Here is a 24,519-nt window from a genome sequence, read left to right as displayed (position 1 = left end):
GTACATGAGGGAGCCGGGAGTGGCCCGGCTCACATGGCGTACCGAGGACGGCGCCGACACCATGGTCTCGTCACCCGGCAGGCTGAAGGGATCAAGAATGTTCCGCAAGGTGCTGGTCGCCAACCGCGGTGAGATCGCGATCCGTGCGTTCCGTGCGGGCTACGAGCTCGGCGCGCGCACCGTCGCCGTCTTCCCGCACGAGGACCGCAACTCGCTGCACCGGCTCAAGGCCGACGAGGCCTACGAGATCGGGGAGCAGGGGCATCCGGTGCGCGCGTATCTCTCCGTGGAGGAGATCGTCCGCGCCGCGCGCCGAGCGGGGGCCGACGCCGTCTACCCGGGCTACGGGTTCCTGTCCGAGAACCCCGAACTCGCCCGCGCCTGCGAAGAGGCCGGAATCACCTTCGTCGGGCCCAGCGCCCACATCCTCGAGCTGACCGGCAACAAGGCCCGTGCCGTGGCCGCCGCCCGCGAGGCCGGCGTGCCGGTGCTCGGCTCCTCGGCGCCCTCCACCGACGTGGACGAACTCGTGCGCGCCGCCGACGAGGTCGGCTTCCCCGTGTTCGTCAAGGCCGTCGCGGGCGGCGGCGGGCGCGGCATGCGCCGCGTCGAGGAACCCGCCCAGCTGCGCGAGGCCATCGAGGCCGCCTCCCGCGAGGCCGCCTCCGCCTTCGGCGACCCCACGGTCTTCCTGGAGAAGGCGGTCGTCGAACCCCGTCACATCGAGGTGCAGATCCTCGCCGACGGAGAGGGCGACGTCATCCACCTCTTCGAGCGGGACTGCTCGGTGCAGCGCCGCCACCAGAAGGTCATCGAGCTGGCGCCCGCGCCGAACCTCGATCCGGCCCTGCGGGAGCGGATCTGCGCCGACGCGGTGAACTTCGCCCGGCAGATCGGCTACCGCAACGCGGGCACCGTGGAGTTCCTCGTCGACCGCGACGGCAACCACGTCTTCATCGAGATGAACCCGCGCATCCAGGTCGAGCACACGGTCACCGAGGAGGTCACCGACGTCGACCTGGTCCAGTCCCAGCTGCGCATCGCCGCCGGCGAGACGCTCGCCGACCTCGGACTCGCCCAGGAGAACATCACCCTGCGCGGCGCGGCCCTGCAGTGCCGCATCACCACCGAGGACCCGGCCAACGGCTTCCGCCCGGACACCGGCCGCATCAGCGCCTACCGCTCGCCCGGCGGCTCCGGCATCCGGCTCGACGGCGGCACCACCCACGCCGGTACGGAGATCAGCGCGCACTTCGACTCGATGCTGGTCAAGCTCTCCTGCCGGGGACGGGACTTCACCACCGCCGTGAACCGGGCCCGGCGCGCGGTCGCCGAGTTCCGCATCCGCGGCGTCGCCACCAACATCCCGTTCCTCCAGGCGGTCCTGGACGACCCCGACTTCCAGGCGGGCCGGGTCACCACCTCGTTCATCGAGCAGCGCCCGCACCTGCTCACCGCCCGGCACTCCGCCGACCGCGGCACCAAGCTGCTGACCTACCTCGCCGACGTCACCGTCAACAAGCCGCACGGCGAACGCCCCGAGCTGATCGACCCGCTGACCAAGCTGCCGGCCGTGCCCGCCGGTGAACCCCCGGCCGGTTCGCGCCAGTTGCTCACCGAGCTGGGTCCGGAGGGCTTCGCCCGCCGGCTGCGGGAGTCGCCCACCATCGGCGTCACCGACACCACCTTCCGCGACGCCCACCAGTCGCTGCTCGCCACCCGGGTGCGCACCAAGGACATGCTCGCCGTGGCGCCCGTCGTCGCCCGCACCCTGCCCCAGCTGCTGTCCCTGGAGTGCTGGGGCGGCGCCACCTACGACGTCGCGCTGCGCTTCCTCGCCGAGGACCCGTGGGAGCGGCTGGCCGCCCTGCGCGAGGCGGTGCCCAACATCTGCCTCCAGATGCTGCTGCGCGGACGCAACACCGTGGGCTACACCCCGTACCCCACCGAGGTGACCGACGCCTTCGTGCAGGAGGCCGCCGCCACCGGCATCGACGTCTTCCGCATCTTCGACGCGCTCAACGACGTCGAGCAGATGCGGCCCGCCATCGAGGCCGTACGGCAGACCGGGACCGCCGTCGCCGAGGTCGCGCTCTGCTACACCGCCGACCTCTCCGACCCGTCCGAGCGGCTCTACACCCTCGACTACTACCTGCGGCTCGCCGAGCAGATCGTGAACGCCGGTGCCCATGTGCTGGCGGTCAAGGACATGGCCGGACTGCTGCGCGCCCCGGCCGCCGCGACCCTGGTGTCCGCGCTGCGCCGGGAGTTCGACCTGCCGGTGCACCTGCACACCCACGACACCACCGGCGGCCAGCTCGCCACCTACCTGGCCGCGATCCAGGCCGGCGCGGACGCCGTCGACGGAGCGGTGGCGTCCATGGCCGGGACCACCTCGCAGCCCTCTCTGTCGGCCATCGTGGCCGCCACCGACCACACCGAGCGGCCCACCGGCCTCGACCTCCAGGCCGTCGGCGACCTGGAGCCCTACTGGGAGAGCGTCCGCAAGGTCTACGCCCCCTTCGAGGCGGGCCTGGCCTCCCCGACCGGCCGCGTCTACCACCACGAGATCCCCGGCGGCCAGCTCTCCAACCTGCGCACCCAGGCCATCGCGCTCGGCCTCGGCGACCGCTTCGAGGACATCGAGGCCATGTACGCCGCCGCCGACCGGATGCTGGGCCGCCTGGTGAAGGTCACCCCGTCCTCCAAGGTCGTCGGCGACCTCGCCCTGCACCTGGTGGGCGCCGGAGTCTCCCCGGCGGACTTCGAGGCGGAACCGGACCGGTTCGACATCCCCGACTCCGTCGTCGGCTTCCTCCGCGGAGAGCTGGGCACCCCGCCCGGCGGCTGGCCCGAGCCGTTCCGCACCAAGGCACTGCGGGGCCGCGGCGAGGCCAAGCCGCTCGCCGACCTGTCCGAGGACGACCGCACCGGCCTGGAGAAGGACCGCCGGGCGACACTCAACCGGCTGCTCTTCCCGGGCCCGGCCCGCGAGTTCGAGACCCATCGGGCCTCGTTCGGCGACACCGGCGTCCTCGACAGCAAGGACTTCTTCTACGGGCTGCGCCCGGGCAAGGAGTACACGGTCGACCTCGACCCCGGCGTGCGGCTCCTCATCGAACTGCAGGCGGTCGGCGACGCCGACGAGCGCGGCATGCGGACCGTGATGGCCACCCTGAACGGTCAGCTCCGCCCGATCCAGGTCCGCGACCGGTCGGCGGCCACCGACGTCCCGGTGACGGAGAAGGCCGACCGGACGAACCCCTGCCACGTCGCGGCGCCGTTCGCCGGCGTGGTGACCCTCGCCGTCGCCGAGGGCGACGAGGTGGAGGCCGGGGCGACCGTGGCCACCATCGAGGCGATGAAGATGGAGGCGTCCATCACCGCGCCGAAGTCCGGAAAGGTGACCAGGCTCGCCATCAACCGCATCCAGCAGGTCGAGGGCGGCGACCTCCTCGTCCAACTCGCCTGAGGGACCCGGGCCCTTCGGCCCGACGGGCGACGCGCCCCGCACCGCTGCGGGGCGCGTCGTCGTCTCAGGGGAACTGGACGACCTTGGACGGCACGGTGTCCGTCCCCGACGTGGCCGCGCCGGTGTCGTTGACGACATGGCGGTACTGGCCCATGCCGCCGAGCGAGATCACCTGGAGGTTGCGCATCCTGATCCCCGGCTTGACCGGCACCTGGAATCCGTGGTGCTGGACGATGCTCGGGTCGGCGGTGAAGTTGCAGTAGCTGCCCAGGGCCACCGCTTCGTGCACGTCCACCGAGTCGGCGACCTTGTAGGCCGCGTAGCCGACGATGCCGTCGTGGGTGATGGCGGCCTCGTTCGGGGCGTCGTAGGCCTTCTCGTTCTGGAAGAAGACGGTCCGCCCCCGCTCCCCGCTCCAGTACACGTCGTACTTGTTGAAGTGCTCGACGAACAGCCCCGTCGCGAGCACGTCGTCGCCGTTGACCCGCAGGCCGTAGTCGGCCCGGTTGGTCTCCCAGCCGACGCCCTCGCCGTGGTCGGCCCGCCAGATCCAGGTGTGGTCGACCAGCACGTCGTCGCTCTCGATCACCACGGAGTCCGTGGCCTTGCCCGGTCCCGCACCGCCGACGCGGATGAAGACGTCCTGCATGGTCGTGGGGTTGGCGGAGTGGTCGGCGTTCCCGCCCGGCGTCCCGATCCGCAGCAGCGTGTCGGAGTTCACCGGGCCCGCGTCGATGAGGAAGCCCGCGAGCCGTACGCCGTCGACGTCGGCCACGTGCATGGCGTCGACGCCGCCGTCCGGGATGATCGTGGCCAGACCGAGGCCCAGCACGACGGTGTTCGCCCGGTCGACCTCGATGGTCTGGTCGATGTGGTAGACGCCGGGCGTGAACAGCAGGTTGAGTCCCTGGTCGAGCGCGGCGTTGATGGTCGCCGCCGTCGCGCCGGGCTTGACGACGTAGAACCGGCTCAGCGGCAGCGAGGTGCCGCCCGCGTTGGCGGGCCAGGAGACACCGCGCGCGTTGGTCCGCTTGGCGGGCACCCGCACCTTGTACTCGTCGCCGTCCAGGTAGAGGAACGGCTTCTCGCGCGAGATCGGAGTGGTGTCGAGCGTGGTGTACGGGCCGGTCTCGAAGTTGCCGGCCGGCGCCCCCTCGACGCCCGTGAACGTCATGTTCCAGACCCCGTTGGTCCAGCCGCCGACCGAGCTGTCCCGGGTGTACCACTGCTGCTGGGAGTAGGGGCCGACGGTGCCGTCGATCTTCGAGTCGGCGATGTAGCCGCCGGAGGCCCAGCCGTAGCCGTTGGGGGCGAGGTTGAGACCGCCCTTGACGTGGATCCGGCGGAAGGGGGCCGCCTGGGCGACGGCCCAGCGGTCGGTGCCGTTGGACGGTGTGATGGCGAGGTTCTCGGCCGAACGCCAGAAGTTCTGCGTCGCGTTGCCGTTGAACCAGCCCGCGTCCACGGTGACGTCACCGTTGATCTGCGTGTCGTCCGGGTTGAGGCCCAGACCGGAGATCGAGGTGTAGAAGCCGATCTGCGCGTTGATCCCGTTGTACGTGCCCGGCTTCAGCAGGAACTGGTAGCGCCCGCTGCCGAACTGGTTGGACTCCTGCTGGGCGAAGACCTGGTCGAACTTCTGCTGGAGGTTCGGCGTGGAGGGGTCCACGACGATGACGTTCGGACCCAGGTCGCCGCCGCCCTCGACCGGGGGAGTGCCGGTGGTGCCGGTGTGCACGGCGACCTCCCACAGCGAGTAGCCGTAGCCGGTGGCGCGGGCCGTGCCGAGGACGCGGACGTAGCGGCCGGAACCGCTGACGGCGTAGGAGGACTTGCCCCCGGTCGCGCCCGTGACGCTCTTGAGCGTCTGCCAGTTCTGCCCGTCCGGGGACGCCTCGATCCGGAAGTCCTCGGCGTACGCGGCCTCCCAGTTCAGGTCCACCTCGCACAGGTCCCGTACGGCGCCGAGGTCGACCCGCACCCACTGGGGGTCGGAGGCCTGGCTGGACCAGCGGGTGCCGGGGTCGCCGTCGAAGGCCGCGGCGGCGGGCGTCCCTGCGTTCTCGACGGAGGAGGCGGAGGCGGGCCTGCCCTGAGCGGCATTGGCGCTGTCGCACGAGCCGCCCGGCGCGGTGCCGCCGGTGGTGCCGAAGACCTGGAACTCCCACAGGGAGTAGCCCCAGGGCGTGGCCCGGTGGACGCCCTGCATGCGGACGTAGCGGCCCTGCCCCGAGACGTCGAGCGTGTCGGTGCCGCCGTCGCCGCCGGTGACCGTCTTCGCGTCGGTCCAGGCGCTCCCGTCCTGGGAGAGCTGGATCTTGTAATCCTTGCCGTAGGCCGCCTCCCAGTCGAGCACCACACGGGTGACGGAGGCGGTGGTGCCGAGGTCGACCTGGAGCCATTCGTCGTCGCTCGCTGCCGACGACCACCGGGTGGTCGCGTCGCCGTCGACGGCGTTGCCGGACGGCGTCGCGGCGTTCTCTGCCGACGACGACGTGGCCGTCCGGCCCTGGGAGAGGGGGGTGTCGGCCGCGGTGGCCGTCATCGGGGCGGGAAGGGTGACGAGCGCCGCCGTGGCGGCGAGCGCGACACCCAAGGATCTCAGTCTCATGCGAGTGCTTTCTGAGGATGCGGACAGGACCGGTCGATCGCGCTGCGCAGCGACTTAGTTCAAGGTGTGATTTAAGTGGTGAGCCATCGATCCGGCAAGACTCCGGACAGGAGTTGTCAGTGCCGTACTGAAGAATGCGGTCCATCGAGATCAACACCGGCCGGACCGGGTAGGCGTTCTCGAGTCACTGACCTGGAAAGGCCACAGCCGATGCCGCTCACCGCCGCCGCCCGTCCGCACACCACCGACCTCCGCGGAGCGCGGCGCCCCGCCCCGCTCGGTGCCGCCGAGGCCGAGGTCCTGCGCATCGTCACCGACGCGCGCACACCCGTCTTCGTCACCGTGCGGGCGGACGGACGGCGCAGATACAGCTACTGGCGTCCCCTGGACTCCGGCACCGGCCGGGGCGGCTGCTACGTCGCGCTGCCGACCGCGGTGTGCGACGCGCTGCACGCCGCGGGCCGGACGACACTCGGCGAGCCGCTCGCCGACCCGGACCGGATCACCTACCGGGTCAGCGCCACCCGCACCCCGGCGGCGCCGCTGCACGCGCTGCCCCGGCGGGCGCGCGCGGCGTGAGAGCGGACCGTCCGCACGCGCGCGAAGGGCCGTCTCACGCGGGGCGCGACCGCGCATCAGTGTCCGAGCGGCGCCCGCAGCGCCGGGTCCGCCGCCGCCCGCCACACCTCGGGCAGTTCCCGCTGCCGGGCCTCGGCCCCCGCTCGCTCCAGACCGTGCAGCAGCCCCCAGGTGAACGCGGACTCCCCCGCCCCGTGGGCGGCCACCGCCAGCTCACGCAGCATGTCCTGGGCGACCACCGCGTCCTGGTGCTCGCCGAGCAGCAGTTGCACCGCCTTGGCGCGCTCGCCGAGGCGGGCGACCGACTTGCCGAGCGCGGGACGCGCCACCTCGGCCGCGTAGCGGAGCTTCTTGGCGGCCTTGCGGGCCTCGTGCAGCGCCGTCTCCCGCGACCGGCCCGCAGGCTGCGCCAGTGCGAGCTCCATCCGTCCGGCGAGACGGCCGTACTCCTTGAGCACCGCCCGGGCCATCGTACGGGCGGGCTTCCGAGCGGCCCCGGCCCGCAGGGGCGGTTGCCGGACCAGGGCGTCCAGCGCGTCCAGGAGGCGCAGATAACGGGACGTGGCCAGAGCCTCCCGCGTACGGGACCGCACCTCGCCGCCGTGGGACACCTCCCAGACGCGCAGCCGGGCGGCGACGGGACCCAGCACGAGTTCGTCCGGCAGCCGGTCCAGCGCGGCGCCGATCCGTTCGCCCAGCACCTCCTGGTCGCGCGCCACTCCCAACTCACCCGCCAGCCAGCGCAGCTCCGCGCGCACGGGATCGGTGACCCGCCGGTCGAGCACCGACCGGTAGGAGCGCAGGCAACCGCGCAGCCGTCGACACGGGACGCGCATCCGATGCACGGCGTCGGGCAGGTCACCGCGGACCGCCGGGTCCAGCGACACCAGCCTGCCGGCCTGCTCCCGCACGTACGCGAGCACATACGCGCCGGGAGACCCGGCCACCACCTCCGGGCAGCGCTCCGCCCCCGCCTCCGCTCCCGTCTCCCGCAGCGCCCGGACGAGCTTGGACGGGCTGTCGGCGCGGACGATTCCCCTCTTCCGCAGCTTCTTCTCGACGACATCCAGCAGCCCGGCGTGGACCCCCTCGGCGAGTTCGACCTCCAGTTCGCCCCACTCGGCACGCCCACCGCCCGACGCCGCCGCGTCCGCGCGCACCTCGTCGAGGCTCAGCTCGGCGAGCACCCTGCCTTCCGCGTCGCGCAACTGCCGCACCGTCCGGGTGGACCGGATGCGTACGACCGGACGCAGCTCGGCGCCCCGCGTACGGGACAGGGCCAGCTCGCGCAGCGACTCCGGCACCTCGTCCGAGAGCGGAGCCCACACCTCCTCCCGGGTGTCCCCGCCCAGGGGCAGCTTCAGGTGCCAGCCCGCGTCCGGACCGCCCGTACGACGGCGCAACGTGGCCGAGGCCCCGGCGAGCCGCAGATCCTCGGTGTCGTGGTACACCGCGTCGAGTTCCTCGGGCCCGGCCGTGGTGACCGAGGCGACGGGCCCGACGCCGGTGAGGTCGGGCAGCCCGGCGACGCCGCCGGAGGGCGGCTCGTACTTCCGCTCAATCTCGCGCTTCGACTGGGTCATGCTCAGTCCTTCGGCACGATCCGCCGGATCAAACCCCGTTCGGCACGACCCAGGGGCGCGGATCCGTGTAGTACCCGTCGAGGATGACCTCGAAATGCAGGTGCGGGCCGGTGGACAGGCCGGTGGAGCCGACCCGTCCGACCGGGGCCCCGGCCTCCACGGTCTGCCCCACGGCCACGCCCAGGGAGGAGAGGTGACTGTAGGTCGTCTCCACCCGCTTGCCCTGGATGGTCCCGTGGTCGATCACGACGCGGTTGCCGTACGCGCTGGTGAGCGCGGCGAACACGACCCGGCCCCGCCGTGCCGCCACGACCTGCGCGCCCTGCGGCGCGGCGAAGTCCACGCCGGTGTGCAGCTTGGTCACCCCCGTCAGCGGGTGCTCCCGCGACCCGAAGGGCGAGGTGATGGTGAGCGGGCTGACCGGCGCGGTCAGCAGGGCGCCGGCCGCCCCGCCCGCACCGCCGCCGGAGTCCTCCCGGTCGAGTGCCTCGTAACGGGGCAGCAGGGACTGGACCTCGTCGAGGTACGTCTTCGCCGCCGACGGTACGCGCCCCGCCTCCGTCACGGCGTCCTCTCCCACGGCGTACGCGGCCAGCGTCAGTTCCACCAGGTCGCCGTTGATCCTGCCCTCGGTGCGCAGTTCGGTCACCTTCCCGGCCAGCGAGCAGTCCCGGCGGCCCAGCGCCATGATGGCGTCCGCCGGGTCGCGCGGCGAGGACCGGCCGTTGCCGTCGTCGTCCTTGCCCCAGGCCCGCCACTCGTCGTCGGTGAAGGCGGCGATGCCCTTCTGCCCGGAGAGGTCGTCGGAGTCGTCGCTCCAGCCCGAGAGCTGGTCGATCTGCGCGGCGAGCACGGACGGCTCGAGGACGGTGCAGGCCGAGGCCGCCTTGCGCAGCCAGGGGATGTACGAGGGGTCGATGTCGACAGCGGCGGACGGGTCCGTGGCGGAGTCGTCGTCGGGTCCCGGGCTCGGCAGCCCGCCCAGCGCGAGGAAGGCGGCCACCCCGGTGACGGTCACGAGAGCCGGCAGCAGCAACAGGGTGACCGGACCCGGCCCACGGCGCTTGCGTCCGCGGGGTCGCTCCGGCTGTTCGTGCGGGACCGGCTGGTCCGGCCGACCGGGCCGGTGCGGTGCCGGCCGTGGCCCGCCCGTGTCGTCGGCCGCCCGCGCCACGGTCAGCCGCTCGTCGTTCACCTGGCCGCTCGCCGGGACGTGATGCTCACGAGGGGACGTTAACGCCGCCCGCCCGCAGGCGTCAGGAGCCTACGAGGCACAAGGAGATGCCCGAACGGGCAGGCCGGGCGGCGCCCGGCGCCGCGAACGTCACCCCTCGGCCGGTGCGTCGTGCCCGGACGAGGGCGGTGTGGGGCGGACGGCGAGGACCGCGATGTCGTCCGCGCTGTCCGCCCCCAGGCCGATGAGCAGCTCGTCGCAGAACACGTCCAGGGGCTCGTGGGCCAGGTCGGCGGCGTGCCGGCGCAACCGCTCCAGCGCGTCGTCCAGGGGCTCGTCGCGACGCTCGACGAGGCCGTCGGTGTACAGCAGCAGCGTCGAGTGGGCGGGCAGCGCGTCACGCGCCGTGCCACGGGCCGCGTCGGGGTCCATGCCGAGCAGCAGTCCCGCGCCGCCGTCGAGGTAGCGGGCCCGGCCGTCCCGGGTGACCAGCAGTGGCGGCAGATGGCCGGCGGAGGAGTGCGTCAGCTCCCAGGGGCCGTGCGCCGGCCCCTTGACCAGGCCGTAGACGCAGGTGCCGGTGGCCTCCCGGTGGAGGCTGTGGTTGGCCAGGTCCAGTCGGCGCAGCACCTCGGCGGGCGGCTCCTCGCGGTCCACGGCGATGCCCCGGAGCATGCTGCGCAACTGGCTCATCGCGATGGCCGCGTCCAGATCGTGCCCCGTGACGTCACCGATGATCACCGCGGTGTTCCCGCCGGGCAGCACGAAACTGTCGTACCAGTCCCCGCCGACCTGCGCGGTGGTCGAGGAGGCGGCGTAGCGAGCGGCCATCCGCAGCCCTGCGACCTCCGGCAGCGCCGGCAGCAGCGAACGCTGGAGCCGTTCGGCGATGGAGCGGGTGTCCTGGTACAGGCGGGCGTTGTCCACCCCCAGCGCGAGACTGTGCACCAGGTCGTCGACGAGTGTCAGGTCGTCCTCCGTGAACGGCCGGCCGCCGGGCGCGCGCGCCAGGGTGAGAGCCCCGAAGATCCGGCGGCGGGCCCGCAGCGGAGCGACGACGGCGCTGCCCGCCCGCAGTTCCCGGAACAGTTCGACGTACGTCCGGTCCAGCGCGCTCTCGGTCCGGCCCGGCTGCGGAGGGCCCGTGAGCAGGAGCGGTCCGGCGCCGCGCAGCACCCGGGCCAGCGGGCCGCGCGACTCCTCGGAGACTTCAGCCAGCGCTCCCTCGTACGCCCCCGGGCGCAGGGCGCGGGGGTCACGGTGGACGACGCAGGCCCGGTCCACCCGCGCGTCGGTGGTGTACAGGTCCACCACGCACCAGTCGGCCAGGCGCTCCGTCAGCAGCCGGCCCGCCCGCTGCAGCCCCTCGTCCAGGTCGAGCGTGTTGTTGAGCTGCGCCCCCAACTCGGCCAGGAGGGTGAGCCGGTCGAGCGCCGACATGCCGCCCCGCGCACCGGCCGCCCGGGGGCCGGCCTCCGGGACGCCGGGTGACCGGCCGCCGTCGGGCTCCCCGGTCGCCGCCTCCCTGATCCTGCCGGGAGTCCTCGGCCCGTCGAGGAACGTGGTCGCCCGCGGGACGAGCTGGGCGACGAAGACGGTGCGGCCGTCGGCCGTCTCCTGGGTCTGGATGTACAGCCGGACCGGCACCAGCCGTCCGCTGCGGTGCAGCGCGGGAAGCGGCACGGAGCGTCCCACGATGCGGGTGCGGCCGGTGAGCAGCATCGAGGTGAACGCGGCGGTGTGCCGCTCGCGCAGGTGCTCGGGGATGAGGGTGGTCAGGCGGCGGCCGACGAGGTCGTCCGGCCCCCAGCCCAGCAGGTCGGCCGCCGCCCCGTTGGCCGCGACGATCCGGTTGCCCTCGTCGGCGGCGATGGTCGGCATCCTGCTGGCCCGCACCTGGCCGACGTCCCACGGCACGAGCTCGGCGGAGCTGATCTCCGGCTCGCGGGGGACCACGGTCCAGGCGGCGGGCGGCGCCCCGGTCAGCTGCCCGGCGATCTCGTCGAAGAGCCACTCCCGGAAGGCGCGGCCGCGGGGGAGCTCCGGCAGAGCCAGCAGCCGTTCCTCCCGCGCCCGCTCCTCGGCCAGGTCGAGTACGCGGCGCAGCGATCGCACCGCGGGCCCGGCGTCGGGCGGCAGCAAGAGGGACAGGGTGCGCAGCCCCGACTCGGAAGGCGGCGCCTCCAGCGCGGCCGTCACACCGGCACTGATCACGTTGTTGACGTCGTTGGCGGCCGCGAGGTCCTCGGGCGCTGCCCCCAGGAGGTCTCCCGCGGACGCGGCGAGGGTCAGCTCGCGCAGCACCACGTGCCGGTGCTGCCGGCACGCCGACTCCAGGGCGGTCGGCACGTCGACCAGCGTCACCGTCCGTTCGGCCGCCCGCGGCGGCACGGCGGTCTCCCACCCGGACGACGGCGGCGGAGGACCGTCGTGCCACAGCTCGAACCACACCGTCTTGCCCGCGTCACCGCCGTCCGCCCCGTACCGTGAGGCCAACTGCTCCACCAGAGCCAGACCCTGTCCCGTACCGGCGTACGGCGTAAGGCGCTGCGGCACGAGTCCACGGCCGGGCCGCCGGTCCCCGACCCGCACCCGCACCCGGCCGTCGAGGCGTGCCACGCTCACCTCCACCTCGGTGCGCGCGTGCAGCACCGCATTGGTGACCAGCTCGCTGACCAGCAGCTCGGCCGTGGCCACCAGGTCCGAGGCGGCACCGTCCAGTGCGGCACGCACGAACCGGCGGGCCGCCACCACGCTCGTCGGCCCGTCGGGAAAACGCCGTGACACCGCTGCCGACGGCGGATCGGAGCAACCCATGACCCCAGTCTGTGCCCGTCCCGGCCCGCCCCGCAGCGCGCGCCGTCCCGGCGCGTCCCGCTCCCGCCGGCGCTCCTGTCCGCCGGTCGGGTGACGGGCGCCCGGTGGAAGGCGGGGCAGAGGGGCCGAGTCGCGGCCGGGGGAGGGAGTTGACGGTGCGCGGTACGGCGCCGGGTCTGGCAGGCGGCCGGTTACTCCGATAGCTTGCTGGTGCGGCCCCGCGTTCTCCCCCGTACGCGGGGCCGCACCAGGCCGCCCCGCGCGACGGCCGGCTCAGCGGGCGAGCGCGCCCCGCAGCCCCGGCTGAAGCCGGTCCCCGTGGGCGCGGACCATGTCGTCGCACAGCTCCCAGATCTCCTCGACCTTGAGCGTCGCCGCCGTCGCCGGGTCGGCCATGGCCGCGTGCCGGATGTGCCGCGGGTCGTCCTCCACGGCCGCCCGCACCACCAGATCGGTGGTACTGAGGTAGGCCCGGTTCAGGGCCGCCAGCTGCGGGGGCAGCGCCCCGATCCGGGTGGGCTGGATGCCCGCGGAGTCGACCAGGCACGGCACCTCGACGGTGCCACGGGCGGGCAGGTTCTCGATCAGGCCGTGGTTCGGCACGTTGCCGTAGACCGTGCGGGGCGTGCCGGTCACGATGCTGTGGATGATCTGGGGCGCGTACTCCATGGTGCCCTCGACCGTGAGCGGCGCCCCGCAGGCCAGCGCGTCGCGGGTGCGCTCGTACTCGGCCACGTTCTCGTCCACGATGCCCAGGTAGGCGCCGACGGGCAGCCGCAGCCGCTCGATCTCGCTGTCGTGGTGCAGGTACCAGGGCACGTACTCGCTGGAGTGCTCGCTGGTCTCCGTCGGGTAGTGGCCGAGGCGCCGGTACATGTCCATGCGGACCCGGCGGCGCAGCTGCGGGTCCTCGGCGACGAGGGCGTCGAGACGCGGATGGAGGTCCTCGCCGCCGTGCTCCAGACGCAGCACCCACGCCTGGTGGTTGACGCCCGCGGCCCGGTAGGTGACCTCCTCGTAGGGGACCTCCAGCAGTTCGCACAGGCCCTGGACCGTCCAGTAGACCGAGTGGCACAGGCCCACCACCCGCGTCAGACCGGTGGCCTCGGCGAGGTACTGGACGTTCATGGCCATCGGGTTGGTGTAGTTCAGCAGCCAGGCGTCCGGACAGACCTCGGCGATGTCCTGCCCGAGCGCCTTGAGCAGCGGGAAGGTGCGCAGCGCGCGGAAGATGCCGCCGACGCCGAGGGTGTCGCCGATGGTCTGGCGCAGTCCGTAGCGGGCCGGCACCTCGAAGTCGGTGCGGGTCGCCTCGCCCATGCCGACCTGCACGATGTTGATGACGAAGTCGGCACCGGCCAGGGCCTCGCGGCGGTCCGCGTGCGCGGTGACGCGGGGCCGCGCGCCGCGTTCGGCGGCGATGTACTCGGCGGCCGCCCGCGCGGTGGCCAGGCGCTCGGCGTCGATGTCGTGCAGCGCGATGTGCGTGGACTTCAGCTCGTCGAACGCGAAGAGGTCGGCGAGCAGACCCTGGGTGAAGACGACGCTGCCGGCTCCGACGAAGGTGATCTTGGGTGCGGTCGGGTGGGCGGTGCTCATGCGGGGTTCTCTCCGTTGCGGGTGACCTGGGCGAACGCTTCGCCCCAGGTGGGCTGGGCGGTGGTGCCGCCGTGCGCGCGGGTGGACAGCGCGCCGCAGACGGCGGCGAGTTCGAGGGCCTCGGGCAGGGCGAGCCCCGCGAGGAGCGCGGCCACGAACCCGGCGTCGAAACTGTCGCCGGCGCCCACCGTGTCCACGGGCAGGGCCGGGATGCCGGGCGTGGTGAGCAGGGTGTGCCCGTCGTGGCACAGGGCGCCCTCGGCGCCGTTCTTGACGACGACCGTCGGCCCCCGGTCGGCGAGCGCGGCGGCGGCCTTCCCGAGGTCCGGGCCGTCGAGCCCGGCCAGCCGCCGTGCCTCGGCAGCGTTGGGCAGCAGGTAGTCGGTGTGCGGGAGTACGGCGTCCAGGCCGGACGGGTCCCAGTGGCCGGAGGGATCGTCGTTGGTGTCCAGCGACGTCGTCGCACCGTGCGAGCGCGCCGTGCGCAGCAGTTCGGGCAGGCCGGCGGCGAGCGCGGGCAGCAGGAAGTACGACGCCGCGTGCACGTGCCGGGCGGCGGTGAGCAGCGCGGCCGGGACGTCCGCGGCCGTCGTGGCCGGGAGCGTGCCCGGGGCGGTGACGATGGCACGGTCGTCGGCCCGGGTGAGGACGACGGTGAGCGGCGTCGGCAGCCGCGGATCGACGAGCAGGGCACCGGTGTCGACCCCGTGCGCGTCGAGGGTGTCGCGGACGTAGCGGCCGGCGTCGTCGTCGCCCACGCGGCCGGCGAACGCCACCCGCAGACCGAGGCGGGCCGCGCCGCACGCCATGATCGCGGCGGAGCCGCCGAGCGTGAGGGCGCCGTCCGGGACGAGTTGCTCGCGTTGTCCGAAGGCGAGGGGGGCGTCGAGGGGCCCCACGACGACGTCGGGATTGGCGTCGCCGACGACGAGCAGGTCGAGGCTGTGCGGCATGGGTCTTCCCTGGAGTGAGGGTGGACGGCGGACGACGGGCGGGAGGTCAGCCCTTGAGTCCGCTGGAGGTGATCGACTGGATGAAGGTCTTCTGCGCGCCGAGGAAGGCGAGCAGGACCGGCAGCACGGTGATGACGTTGCCCGCCATCACGGCCGCCCACTGGGTGTGGTGCTGCCCCTGGAACGTGGTCAGCCCCAGTTGCAGCGTGTACTGCGTGTCGTGGTTGATGGCGATCAGGGGCCAGGTCAGGTCGTTCCACGTGGTCAGGAAGGTCAGGACGGCCACCGTGGCCAGCGCCGGACGCGACAGCGGCAGCACGATCCGCCACAGCACCCGCAGCCGGGAACAGCCGTCGATCCAGGCGGCCTCCTCCAGCTCCCTGGGCAGTGAGAGGAAGAACTGCCGCAGCAGGAACACCGCGAACGGCGTGACCAGCGACGGCACGATCAGCGCGCCCAGGGTGTCGATGAGGCCGAGCTTCTTCATCACCAGGAACGTCGGGATCATCGTCAGCTGGAAGGGCACCGCCATGGTGGCCAGCATCAGCCCCATGAGCACCCGGGAGCCCGCGAACCGCATCCGGGCGAAGGCGTACCCGGCCAGCGAGCCGAGGACGAGGTTCGCGGCGACCGTGACGGCGGAGACGATCAGCGAGTTGACGAACCAGCGCGGGAACATGGCGTTGCCCAGCACGTACCGGTAGCCGCCGAGGTCGATGCCGGACGGCCACAGGGCCGGCGGGAACCGGTTGATCTCCGCGTTGCTCATCACGGAGCTGAGCACCAGCCACACCAGCGGCACCGCGAAGACCAGCGCGAGCGGGGCGAGCAGCAGGTGCCAGGGGCTGAACGGGAGCCGGGGGCGGCGCCGTTCGGCGACGGCGGGCCGTGTCGCCACAGTGCTCGCGCCCGGCCGGGCGGAGGTCGCCGTCATGATCGGGCCCCTTCGAGACGGTGGCGTCCCCGACGCCGGACGAGACGGACGGCCCCCGCGACCAGAGCGAGGGCGACGGCCAGGACGTACGCGGCCGACGCCCCGTACCCGGCGGTGGCGTTCTTGAAGGCCTGCTCCCAGATGAAGTAGACGACCACCGTCGTCGAGCCGAGCGGGCCGCCCTTGGTGGTGACGTACACGAGGTCGAAGACCTGGAGGGACTGGATGGCCTGCCAGAGCACCAGGAAGACGGTGACGGGGGTGAGCGTGGGCAGCGTGACATGGCGCAGCAGGTGCCGGCGGCCGGCGCCGTCGAGACGGGCCGCCTCGATCAGCGACTGCGGCACGTCCTGGAGGGCGGCGAGGTAGACCACGACGCAGAACCCGGTCCCGCTCCACAGCGTGATCGCCACCAGCACGAGCAGCGCCTGGGAGGGATCGGACAGGAAGCCCTGCGAGGAGACGCCGAGGCGGTGCAGCACCGAGTTGGCCGCGCCGAACTCCGGGTCCAGGATGAAGGAGAACAGCACGCCCTGCGCGGTCGCCGACAGCACGAACGGCACGAAGATCAGGGTGCGGTAGAGGCCGACGAGGCGGATGCGCCGGTTCAGGACCAGGGCGAGGGCCAGGCCGAACAGCAGGCTCAGCGGCACGTACAGGACGGTGTAGAGCAGGGTGTTGCGGACCGCCTGGCTGAAGTTCGGGTCCTGGGCGAGGGCGCGGTAGTTGTCCAGGCCGACCCAGCGGCTGGGCGTCACCAGGTCGCTGGCCTGGAAGGACAGCAGCAGCGACCAGACGACCGGCACGATGCTCAGACCGAGGACGATCAGGACCGCCGGTGAGACGAACGCCCAGGCGGTGCCGGTCTCGCGGCGGCGCTTGCGGCGCAGCGGCCGTGGGTCCGGCGGCGGACCCTCGACGGTGATGGGGCGGGGGAGGCGCGGCATGGCGGTGTGGCTCCTCAACGCGGTATGAGCAGGGCGGCGTTGGCGTCGTCGGCGCAGGCCCGCAGCGCCTTCTCGGGGGTGCTGCGCCCCAGGAGCACGGCGACGACCGCCTGCCCCAGCGCCTGCGAGACCTCCGGGTACGCCGGGTGGACGGGGCGCACGCGCGCCGTCTCCAACGCCTTGGTGAACACGTTCAGGCCCTCGGTGCGGGCGACCTTGTCCTGCCAGGCGGACAGGGCCTCGGTGCGGCGGCTGAGCGGGAGGCTGCCGGCCTCGATGTCCCAGCGCACGTCCTGCTCGGGCCGGGCCAGCCAGGCCAGGAAGGTGCGGGCGGCCTTCGACCGGGCCTCGCCGTTGTCGAACACCGTCCAGGTGTCCGGCCCCGAGATGGTGACCGGGCGCCCGCTGAAGGAGGGCAGGGGGACGACGTGGTAGTCGATCCCGGCGGTCTCGATGTCGGGCAGCTGCCACGGCCCGGTGACCACCATGCCCATGCGGCCGGACTGGAACACCTGGTACATCTGCTCGCTGCCGGGCTTGGGATCGACGTACACGCTCTTGTCCCGGGCCAGTTCGGCCACCACCTGAAGGGCCCGGGCGCCGGTGTCGGCGAAGCCGATGCCCTTGCCGCCGCTGTCGACGACGTCGCCGCCCAGGTCCCAGATCAGCGGCCACAGACGCCACACGGTGTCCTCGTCGCCCGTGCCCGGCCAGCCGGTGCCGAACCGGCCCCGGCCCGACTCGGTGAGCGTGCGGGCCGCGGAGACGAAGTCCTGCCACGTCCAGCCGGCCTTCGGCAGCGGCAGACCGGCCTCGCGGAACAGCTTCCTGTTGCAGACCACGGCGAGCGAGTCGAGCACCGCGGGTGCGGCCCTGACCCTGCCGTTGAGCGTGACGGCGTCCCTGGAGGCAGCCCAGTAGCTCTTCCACGGCACGGGTCCCGAGCCGACCGTGCCGGTGAGGTCGACGACCTGCGGACTGCGGGCCACCCGGGCCAGGTCCGACCCGAAGATGTACGCGATGTCCGGGTAGGAGCCGGCGGCGAGGGCGGCCGTCACCTTCTGCAGCATCACGTCGGCGAGCACCCCGCCGCCCAGCTTCACCCTGATCTTCGGGTGGGCCCGCTCGAAGTCGGCGACGAGCCCTTCCAGGGCCTTCTTCGCCGTGTCCGCCTGACCGTGCCACATCTCGACGGTGACCGTGCCGTCGGCCGCGACGCCGTCGTCCGTACCGGCCCCGCAGCCGGTCACCGCGGTGCCCGCGAGCGCCGCGAGCGCCGCGCCCCCGCCGGCCCGCAGCACGCCCCTGCGCGAGGGGCGCGCGGCACGTCGGACCGCATCCATCTGTACCTCCAAGGACTTCACTGGCCGTCGGCCGGTGTCAGCAGGTCTCACGGACGTAGCCGCTGCTGCCCTTCGGCGCCACGTCCAGGTCGCGCCGGACGATGCTCAACTCGTCGCCGAAGCCCGCGCACGCCTTCGACAGGCCCTCTGCGGTGTACTCGACGACGATCACCCGGTCGCCGAACGCGGCCGTGTAGTCGCCGCACTCGTCCCACTCGCCGCACTCCTCGGCGACGGCGAAGTCCAGCCCGTTCTCCTCGCGGTTCGGGGCCAGTTCGACGGTGTTCTTCTGACCGATCGCCAGTCCGTCGGAGTGCGCGCGCTCCGCCAGCAGCCTGATCAGGCCCTGCGCGTGCGCGGCGTCCAGCAGGTCGCCGGCGCGGGTGTAGCTGTCGTAGTTGTCCGGCTCGACTGCCTGGAAGCCCTTGTCCGCGCAGCCGTCGATCCACGTGCCGACCTTCGCGGCGACGCGCTCGCGCTTGTCGGCGGTGCGGATGTCGAGGAAGGCCTCGCCCCAGTCGGTGTCGTAGACGACGTCGCCGTTGGCGTCGCGCAGCAACAGGTCGTCGTCCCAGTCGCCCTCGGCGCCGGGCTGGGCCTGGAAGGCGTTGACGTAACAGATGTTGTACAGGCCCGGCGCGGGGGAGGCCGTGTGGTCGCGGCTGACCACGTCCACGCCGGCCGGCGGGGTGTAGGCGCCGCCGATCTGGTAGTCGAAGCCCGCGTGGGCGGGGGGCGGGGAGTAGGCGGCCGCCTCGGCCCGGGCGCCGCCCGGGAGGAGGGCGGCGGCGGTGACGAGGACGGCGGTGGCGCCCAGGCCCGCCAGCACCGGCTTTCTACGGGTGTGCACCTGCGTACGGCTCATGGTTCGAGCTCCGGAGGGGTGGTGGGCACGTCCCCGCCTCGGAGGCGCGTGGCCGTCCTGGCGACTCAGTCCGGGCTTCTGGCGCGAGGCCAGCTACCGGCTGGGCGTACCTCTGCCGCCGATCACACGACATCGGCGTTGATCGGGAGTAAATCGACCGGATCAAGCGCCTGTCAAGGGTTCGAAGCGAGAGAGCATGTGCGTGAAGATGATCGGAAGGAGCTTCTTCCATGCAGGATCAATCACGATGCATCGGCCCCCGGCTGTCCGGGAACGATGGACGCGTGCCAGGTGGGAGCCGTGATCGCACGGCCCCGGCGGGGCTGGTAGCGTCGCGTGGTCGCGGCGGGCGGCGCGAGAGAGGTGTCGGTGCGTGGGAGAGCGGCAGGACCGTGAGTGGGTGGCGATGACGCCGGGCGACTTCGACCGGGACGCCCCACTGGTCCTCAACGTGAGCACCGGGCCCGCCACCGTCCCGGCCGAGCCGGACGAGTACGGCACCGCCCCCCCTGTTCGGGGAGACGGCACCCGCGCCCGGCACCCGGCGCCGCAAGGGGCGGGGACGGCCCTCGGCGGCCCAGGAACCGTTGTTCTGACCGTCCCCGCACGGTGCCTCCTCGCCAGGGTCAGGAGGCGGGCACCTCGTCCACGAACCCGGTGCCGGCGGTGCGGTACCCGGCGACCTTCGCGGTGACCTCGGCCGGGGTGAGCACCCGGTCCTTGACGTGCAGGACGTAGTCGACCTGCTGGTCGTAGGCGCGCGGGGTCGTCGACGTCTGGCCGTTCAGGTCGATCAGCCACTGGTTGAAGTTGATCGACATCGGCCGCTCGGGCAGGTACCGCGCGTCGTGGGTGCCGAACACCTGCCCGTCGACGTAGTACGTGATGGCGCTGTCGTCGATGGTCACCACGAGGTCGTGCCAGCCGGCGTAGCTGCTGCGCTGCTCCGAGTGCTGGTTGACGGCCTGCCAGGGATCGGGGTCGTAGGTCTCCCAGGAGGTCGTGTAGAGGATGTTCGACGGCTCGCCCCACCCTCCGTTGGGCAGGTACTCGAAGTCGTACTCGGCGTAGTCGTCGGCCATCGGAGCCTTGAGGTCGTTGATGGTGAAGAACGTCTGCACCAGATGGTCCCCGTCGGGCCCCGACTTCGGCGTGTCCGAGAACCTCACGCGGGCCGCGTAGGTCCCGTTCCGGAACTTCGTGAACTTGGTCAGGATTTCGGTCTGCGTGGTGGAGGCGCCGGTGCCGGCCGTGGAGGTCTCCAGGTTCATCACCGAGTTGCCGCCCGAGGAGACGAAGGTGACCTTCGACGGGTCCCAGGTCGCCCCGGGCACGCCGGGTCCGCCGGAGTTAGAGCGCACGCTCCAGCCGTGCGCGGAGAGCGCGGGGTCGGAGTGCGAGCCGTAGTCGAAGTCGTCGAACAGCGTCTGACCGCCACCGGGCGGGTCCGTCGGGTCGGTGGGATCGGTCGGGTCGGTGGGATCGTTGCCCTCGGGAGCCGTTCCCCAGACGGTGGCACCGGCCAACCGGGCCGTGACCTTGTCCCAGCTCGCGTACGAGGTCTGCGCGCCGTTGAAGGAGTAGTCGTCGCTCTGCCGGAGCGTCTGCCAGTCGCTCTGGTAGAAGCGCAGTTGCAGGTCACCGGTGTCCGCGCCGGGCGCCAGTGTGCCGGCCGCCGCCGTGAAACCGATCTCCAGGTAGCGATCGGCCGTCGCGGTCGGGTTGCTCAGGGTGCCGAACGTGCCGGTGACGGCGGCGCAGCCGCGCACCGCCCAGGAGCAGGCGAAGCGGTAGGAGGCGTTCGGGGAGTCCGCCTTGAAGTAGTAGCGGATCTTCACCTGGCTCAACTGCACGGTGGACGAGCCGGTGTTGCGGACCTTGAACCAGGGCTCCGTCTGGTCCGCGGTGGCTCCGCTCGCGCTGGTGCGGTACTGGACGGTGAGGCCGTCGGCGGCGGGAGCGGCCTGGGCGGGGAGGGCGGTCAGCGCACCGCCGCCCAGGAGGACGGACAGGGCGAGCGCCAGGCGGGCGCGGCCGACGGAGGGTCGGTTTCTCATGCGGGGTCCTTTCGGCACGGCTCCCGCCTGCGCGGAAGCCTCGGTGGGTGGTGCGCGGTGTGGGGGAACGACGGGGGCCGGCCGCCACCGGGTCAGTGGACGCCGCCCACGCGGGGCGGGACCGGGGCAGGGGCCGGCGGGACGGCGTGCGGGACGCCCAGGGCGTCGAGGCGGGACCGGTGTCCGGCCAGCCGGGCGCTGAAGCCCGGCCAGTCCGGGGTGCCGCCCCACACCCGGTCGGCGAGCGCGCACAGCCGCGGGTAGGTGAGGTACTCGATGTGCTCCGGCGTCCGCACGAACTCCGTCCACAACTGGCCCTGGGCGCCCAGCACCCGGGACGCCGCCTCCGGCGCCGGCGGCGCGAGGTCCACGTCGTGGACGGCGCGCAGGTCCACGATCCCGCCGGGCTGTGCCGGCGGTTCCCCGGGGCCGGGGCCCCGCGCGTAGTCGAAGTAGGTCGCGCGGTGGTCGGCGTGCACGACCTGGTGCCCGCGCAGGGCCGCCGCCCTGGCGTGCGCGGGGTCCCGCCAGCTCATCACCGTGCAGTGAAGGGGCAGGGTGACGCCGCTCTCGGCCCAGACGACCGGCCTGCGCCCCGCGCGCACCAGGTGTTCGGCGAACCGCGCGATGAACCAGGGGTGCAGCGCGCGCGGCCCCGCGAGCCCCTCACGGGCGGCACGGGCACGCGCCCGGGGGCTGCGCTCCCACTCCGTGGTGGGGACCTCGTCGCCGCCGATGTGGACGTACGGCGAGGGGAAGACGTCCATCACCTCGTCCAGGACGGTGCGGAAGAAGTCCAGGACGTGGTCGCCGGGCCCGAGGACGTTCTCGCACACGCCCCAGTGCGTCCACACGTCCAGTCGGCGCTCGGGGTCGGTGCCCAGCTCCGGGTAGGCGGCCAGGGCGGCGCGGACGTGCCCCGGCACGCCGGTCTCCGGCAGTACGCTCACGCCGCGCTCGGCCGCGTAGGCGACCAGGTCCCGCAGCTCCGCACGGGTGTAGGCACCGTCGTGCGGCACGCCGTCGAAGCGGTCGCTGCCCGCCGGGCCCACCATCGACTCCGCGCGCCGGCCGCCGACCTCGGTGAGCCGGGGATGGGCGGCCACCGGCATGCGCCACCCCTGGTCGTCGGTGAGGTGGAGGTGGAAGACGTTCAGCTTGTGCAGCGCCAGCAGATCGACGTAGCGCCGCAGAAACGACACCGGCTGGAAGTGCCGGGCCACGTCGAGCATGGAGCCGCGCCAGGCATGGCGGGGTACGTCGGTGATCTCCACGGCCGGCAGCTCCCACGGCACCCCGCGCTCCGGCCGCGCGGACAGGGCGCCGTAGGGCAGGAGCTGCCGCACCGTCTGCACACCGTGCAGGAGACCGGCCGGGCGGGCGGCCCGCAGCAGCACACCCCGGCAACTCACGGTCAGGCCGTACCCCTCGTCTCCGAGGCCGGCCAGGGCGGGGTCCAGGGCGAGCACGAAGGCCCCGTCGGAGGCGGAGTCCAGACGCAGTCCGGTGGCCGGGGCGAGGAGGGTGCGCAGCAGGTTCGCGGCCGGACCGGCCCCCGGGGTGACCCGCAGCCGGGTCGTTCCGTCGAGGCGGAAACGGCCGGAGCGGGTGGAGAGGCGGGTCGGGCGGGGAACGAGGGACAGTTCGGGGCGTGGCAGGTCCACGGGACGGCTCCGGTGGTCGGCGGGGCACGAAGGTGAGGGGGAGGAAGAGCGGATGAGACGGCGGACGCGGTCAGCCCTTGACGCCTCCGGAGGCCAGCCCGGCCGTCACATGCCGTTGCAGGGCGAGGAAGATGATCAGCGCGGGAAGGGCGAAGAGCGTGGCGGCCGCCATGGTGGCCCCCCAGTCGGTGCCGAAGGTGGACTGGAACGAGGAGAGCCACACCGGCAGCGTGCGGCTGTCCTGCTGCTTGATGATGAGGAAGTTGGCGTAGGTGAACTCGTTCCAGGCGGTGATGAAGCCGAACAGCGAGGTTGCCATGAGACCGGGCGCGAGCAGCGGGAACGCCACCCTGCGGAAGGCACCGGCCCGGGTGCAGCCGTCGACCTGCGCGGCCTCCTCCAGCTCCGGCGGGATGCCGGCGATGAAGCCCCGCAGCACGACCACCGTGAACGGCAGTGTGATCATGAAGTAGATCAGCGTCAGCGTCGGCAGCCGGTCGAGCATCCCGGTGTCGCGGGAGATGATGTAGACCGGGATGATCAGTGACTCCCAGGGCGCCATCTGCGCGACGAACACCGCCAGCATGAACTGCCGGCGCCCGCGCCAGCGCATGCGGGCCACGGCGTAGGCGGCGCCCAGGGCGACCAGCAGGGCGAGCAGGACGGCGCTGAGGGTGACCAGGATGCTGTTGCGCCAGAAGAGCGCGAAGCCGTCGGCGCCGACCGCTGTGCGGAAGTGGTCCAGCGTCCAGCTGCGGGGCACCGGCCGCGGATCGTAGGACTGGATGTCCGTGGACGGCTTGAAGGCCGTCGTGACCATCCAGTACACCGGGAACAGGCAGATCACCACGGTGAGCGCGGCGGCGGCGTTGAGCGGGAGGCGGCGCAGCGTGCGGCGCAGCGGGGGACGCGGGGTGCTCACGGCTGCTCGCCCTCCTGACGGAACAGTTGGCGGAAGTACAGGACCAGGACGCCGCTCATCAGCAGGACCGTGAGCATCGAGGCGGCCGAGCCCAGGTCGTAGCGCTGGCCCGCCAGCGCGGTCTGCACGGCGTACACCGGCAGGATGGTGGTGGCCTCGCCCGGCCCGCCGCGGGTCATCACCCATATCTGCACGAACGCCTTGAACGTCCAGATCACTTCGAGGGACAGGACCAGCATGAAGACCGGGCGGATCAGCGGGAAGGTGACGGAGCGGAAGACCCGCGCGGCCCCCGCGCCGTCCATGCGGGCCGACTCGTACAGCTCGGTCGGCACCGTGACCAGCGCCGAGTAGAGCGTGATCGCGGCGAACGGCACGGACTGCCAGACGATCAGGGCCACCACGATGCCGAACGCCGCCCCGCCGTGCGCGAACCACGGATAGCCCTCGTACGACTCGAAGCCGAGCCCGGTGAGGGTCTCGTTGACGATGCCGAACTCGGAGTGGAACAGCCACTGGAACACGGTGGTCGCCGCGACCACCGGCACCGCCCAGACCAGTACCAGGGAGCTGAGGACCACGGTCCTGGCCGCCCGGCCCAGCCGCTCGGTCATCAGCGCGACCAGGGTGGACAGCACCATGATCGCGACGACGTTGACCGCCATGAACACGAACGTCCGGCGCACCACCTCCCAGAACCCCGGGTCCCCGAGCAGGGTCCGGTAGTTGCGCAGGCCGACGAACCGGGCGTCCCCCAGGATGAGTTGACGCAGACGGAAGTCCTGGAAGGAGATGAGTACGGCGCGGGCCAGCGGATAGAGCAGCAGGTAGAGCATGCCCAGCACCGCGGGAGCGATGAGCAGGTAGGGCCAGAGGGTGCCCCGCCCGGCCCCGCCGCGACCGCCGGAGCGCCCCGTGGGCGGGGGTCGGCGGCGGCCGGCGGCGCGCGGCACACTTCGCTCACGGACGGTCGGCACGTCGCCTCCTGGGTCTGGTGCT

Annotated in this window: 16 protein-coding genes and 1 pseudogene; 3 read left to right on the top strand and 14 right to left on the bottom strand. The window is 72.8% G+C overall.

The window, feature by feature from the left end; genetic code table 11:
* Positions 1 to 97: 97 nt before the first annotated feature.
* The gene (locus NI25_RS01290; protein WP_061440635.1) at positions 98 to 3,472 is read left to right on the top strand and encodes a pyruvate carboxylase; all 3,375 of its coding nucleotides are present in this window, start codon (positions 98 to 100) and stop codon (positions 3,470 to 3,472) included.
* 64 nt (positions 3,473 to 3,536) lie between these two features.
* Here NI25_RS01290 and NI25_RS01285 read toward each other — a convergent pair whose 3' ends face one another.
* Positions 3,537 to 6,083: a discoidin domain-containing protein gene (locus NI25_RS01285; protein ID WP_061440634.1), complete on the bottom strand. Its 2,547-nt coding sequence runs from the start codon at positions 6,081 to 6,083 to the stop codon at positions 3,537 to 3,539.
* Between the two features lie 210 nt (positions 6,084 to 6,293).
* Here NI25_RS01285 and NI25_RS01280 point away from each other — a divergent pair, with 210 nt between their 5' ends.
* Positions 6,294 to 6,662, top strand: a complete 369-nt coding sequence (locus tag NI25_RS01280; RefSeq protein ID WP_061440633.1) for a hypothetical protein — start codon at positions 6,294 to 6,296, stop codon at positions 6,660 to 6,662.
* Between the two features lie 56 nt (positions 6,663 to 6,718).
* Here NI25_RS01280 and NI25_RS01275 read toward each other — a convergent pair whose 3' ends face one another.
* The 9 genes from NI25_RS01275 to NI25_RS01235 form a co-directional block, all read right to left on the bottom strand.
* Positions 6,719 to 8,245 carry a CYTH and CHAD domain-containing protein gene (locus tag NI25_RS01275; RefSeq protein ID WP_061440632.1) on the bottom strand — a complete coding sequence of 509 codons (1,527 nt, stop codon included), beginning with the start codon at positions 8,243 to 8,245 and terminating at the stop codon, positions 6,719 to 6,721.
* 28 nt (positions 8,246 to 8,273) lie between these two features.
* On the bottom strand, positions 8,274 to 9,440 hold the full coding sequence (locus NI25_RS01270) for a M23 family metallopeptidase (protein WP_061440631.1): 1,167 nt from the start codon (positions 9,438 to 9,440) through the stop codon (positions 8,274 to 8,276).
* Between the two features lie 129 nt (positions 9,441 to 9,569).
* Positions 9,570 to 12,236: a SpoIIE family protein phosphatase gene (locus tag NI25_RS01265; protein ID WP_061440630.1), complete on the bottom strand. Its 2,667-nt coding sequence runs from the start codon at positions 12,234 to 12,236 to the stop codon at positions 9,570 to 9,572.
* A 273-nt stretch (positions 12,237 to 12,509) separates the two neighbouring features.
* On the bottom strand, positions 12,510 to 13,835 hold the full coding sequence (locus tag NI25_RS01260; RefSeq protein WP_061440629.1) for an alpha-glucosidase/alpha-galactosidase: 1,326 nt from the start codon (positions 13,833 to 13,835) through the stop codon (positions 12,510 to 12,512).
* Positions 13,832 to 14,788 (bottom strand): carbohydrate kinase family protein, encoded by a 957-nt coding sequence (locus NI25_RS01255; protein WP_061440628.1) that lies wholly within the window; start codon positions 14,786 to 14,788, stop codon positions 13,832 to 13,834. Before NI25_RS01255 ends, NI25_RS01260 begins: the two co-directional genes overlap by 4 nt.
* 46 nt (positions 14,789 to 14,834) lie before the next feature.
* Positions 14,835 to 15,722 carry a carbohydrate ABC transporter permease gene (locus NI25_RS01250; protein WP_061440627.1) on the bottom strand — a complete coding sequence of 296 codons (888 nt, stop codon included), beginning with the start codon at positions 15,720 to 15,722 and terminating at the stop codon, positions 14,835 to 14,837.
* Complete coding sequence (locus NI25_RS01245; protein ID WP_061440626.1) at positions 15,719 to 16,669, bottom strand: carbohydrate ABC transporter permease; 951 nt, start codon at positions 16,667 to 16,669, stop codon at positions 15,719 to 15,721. The genes NI25_RS01250 and NI25_RS01245 overlap by 4 nt, the downstream gene beginning before the upstream one ends.
* A 14-nt stretch (positions 16,670 to 16,683) precedes the next feature.
* Positions 16,684 to 18,012 carry an ABC transporter substrate-binding protein gene (locus NI25_RS01240; protein WP_061440625.1) on the bottom strand — a complete coding sequence of 443 codons (1,329 nt, stop codon included), beginning with the start codon at positions 18,010 to 18,012 and terminating at the stop codon, positions 16,684 to 16,686.
* A 37-nt stretch (positions 18,013 to 18,049) separates the two neighbouring features.
* A complete protein-coding gene (locus tag NI25_RS01235) occupies positions 18,050 to 18,877 on the bottom strand; it encodes an endo alpha-1,4 polygalactosaminidase (RefSeq protein WP_061440624.1) in 828 nt (275 codons plus the stop codon).
* A 373-nt stretch (positions 18,878 to 19,250) separates the two neighbouring features.
* Here NI25_RS01235 and NI25_RS39900 point away from each other — a divergent pair.
* A pseudogene (locus tag NI25_RS39900) lies at positions 19,251 to 19,473 on the top strand (hypothetical protein).
* A 30-nt stretch (positions 19,474 to 19,503) separates the two neighbouring features.
* On the opposite strand, the gene NI25_RS01225 reads toward NI25_RS39900, so the two are convergent.
* From NI25_RS01225 to NI25_RS01210, 4 genes are all read right to left on the bottom strand, one after another.
* Positions 19,504 to 20,934, bottom strand: a complete 1,431-nt coding sequence (locus tag NI25_RS01225) for a cellulose binding domain-containing protein (RefSeq protein ID WP_061440623.1) — start codon at positions 20,932 to 20,934, stop codon at positions 19,504 to 19,506.
* 92 nt (positions 20,935 to 21,026) lie between these two features.
* The gene (locus tag NI25_RS01220; RefSeq protein WP_061440622.1) at positions 21,027 to 22,598 is read right to left on the bottom strand and encodes a beta-N-acetylhexosaminidase; all 1,572 of its coding nucleotides are present in this window, start codon (positions 22,596 to 22,598) and stop codon (positions 21,027 to 21,029) included.
* A gap of 70 nt (positions 22,599 to 22,668) precedes the next feature.
* Entirely contained in the window at positions 22,669 to 23,520 is an 852-nt protein-coding gene (locus NI25_RS01215; RefSeq protein WP_078884474.1) for a carbohydrate ABC transporter permease, read from the bottom strand.
* On the bottom strand, positions 23,517 to 24,497 hold the full coding sequence (locus tag NI25_RS01210) for a carbohydrate ABC transporter permease (RefSeq protein WP_061440621.1): 981 nt from the start codon (positions 24,495 to 24,497) through the stop codon (positions 23,517 to 23,519). The genes NI25_RS01215 and NI25_RS01210 overlap by 4 nt, the downstream gene beginning before the upstream one ends.
* Positions 24,498 to 24,519: the final 22 nt, after the last annotated feature.

Source organism: Streptomyces sp. CCM_MD2014, from assembly GCF_000772045.1.
Classification (GTDB): domain Bacteria; phylum Actinomycetota; class Actinomycetes; order Streptomycetales; family Streptomycetaceae; genus Streptomyces; species Streptomyces salinarius.
The sequence above is the reverse complement of the archived record's forward strand: the minus strand, read 5'-3'. Positions and strand labels throughout refer to the sequence as shown.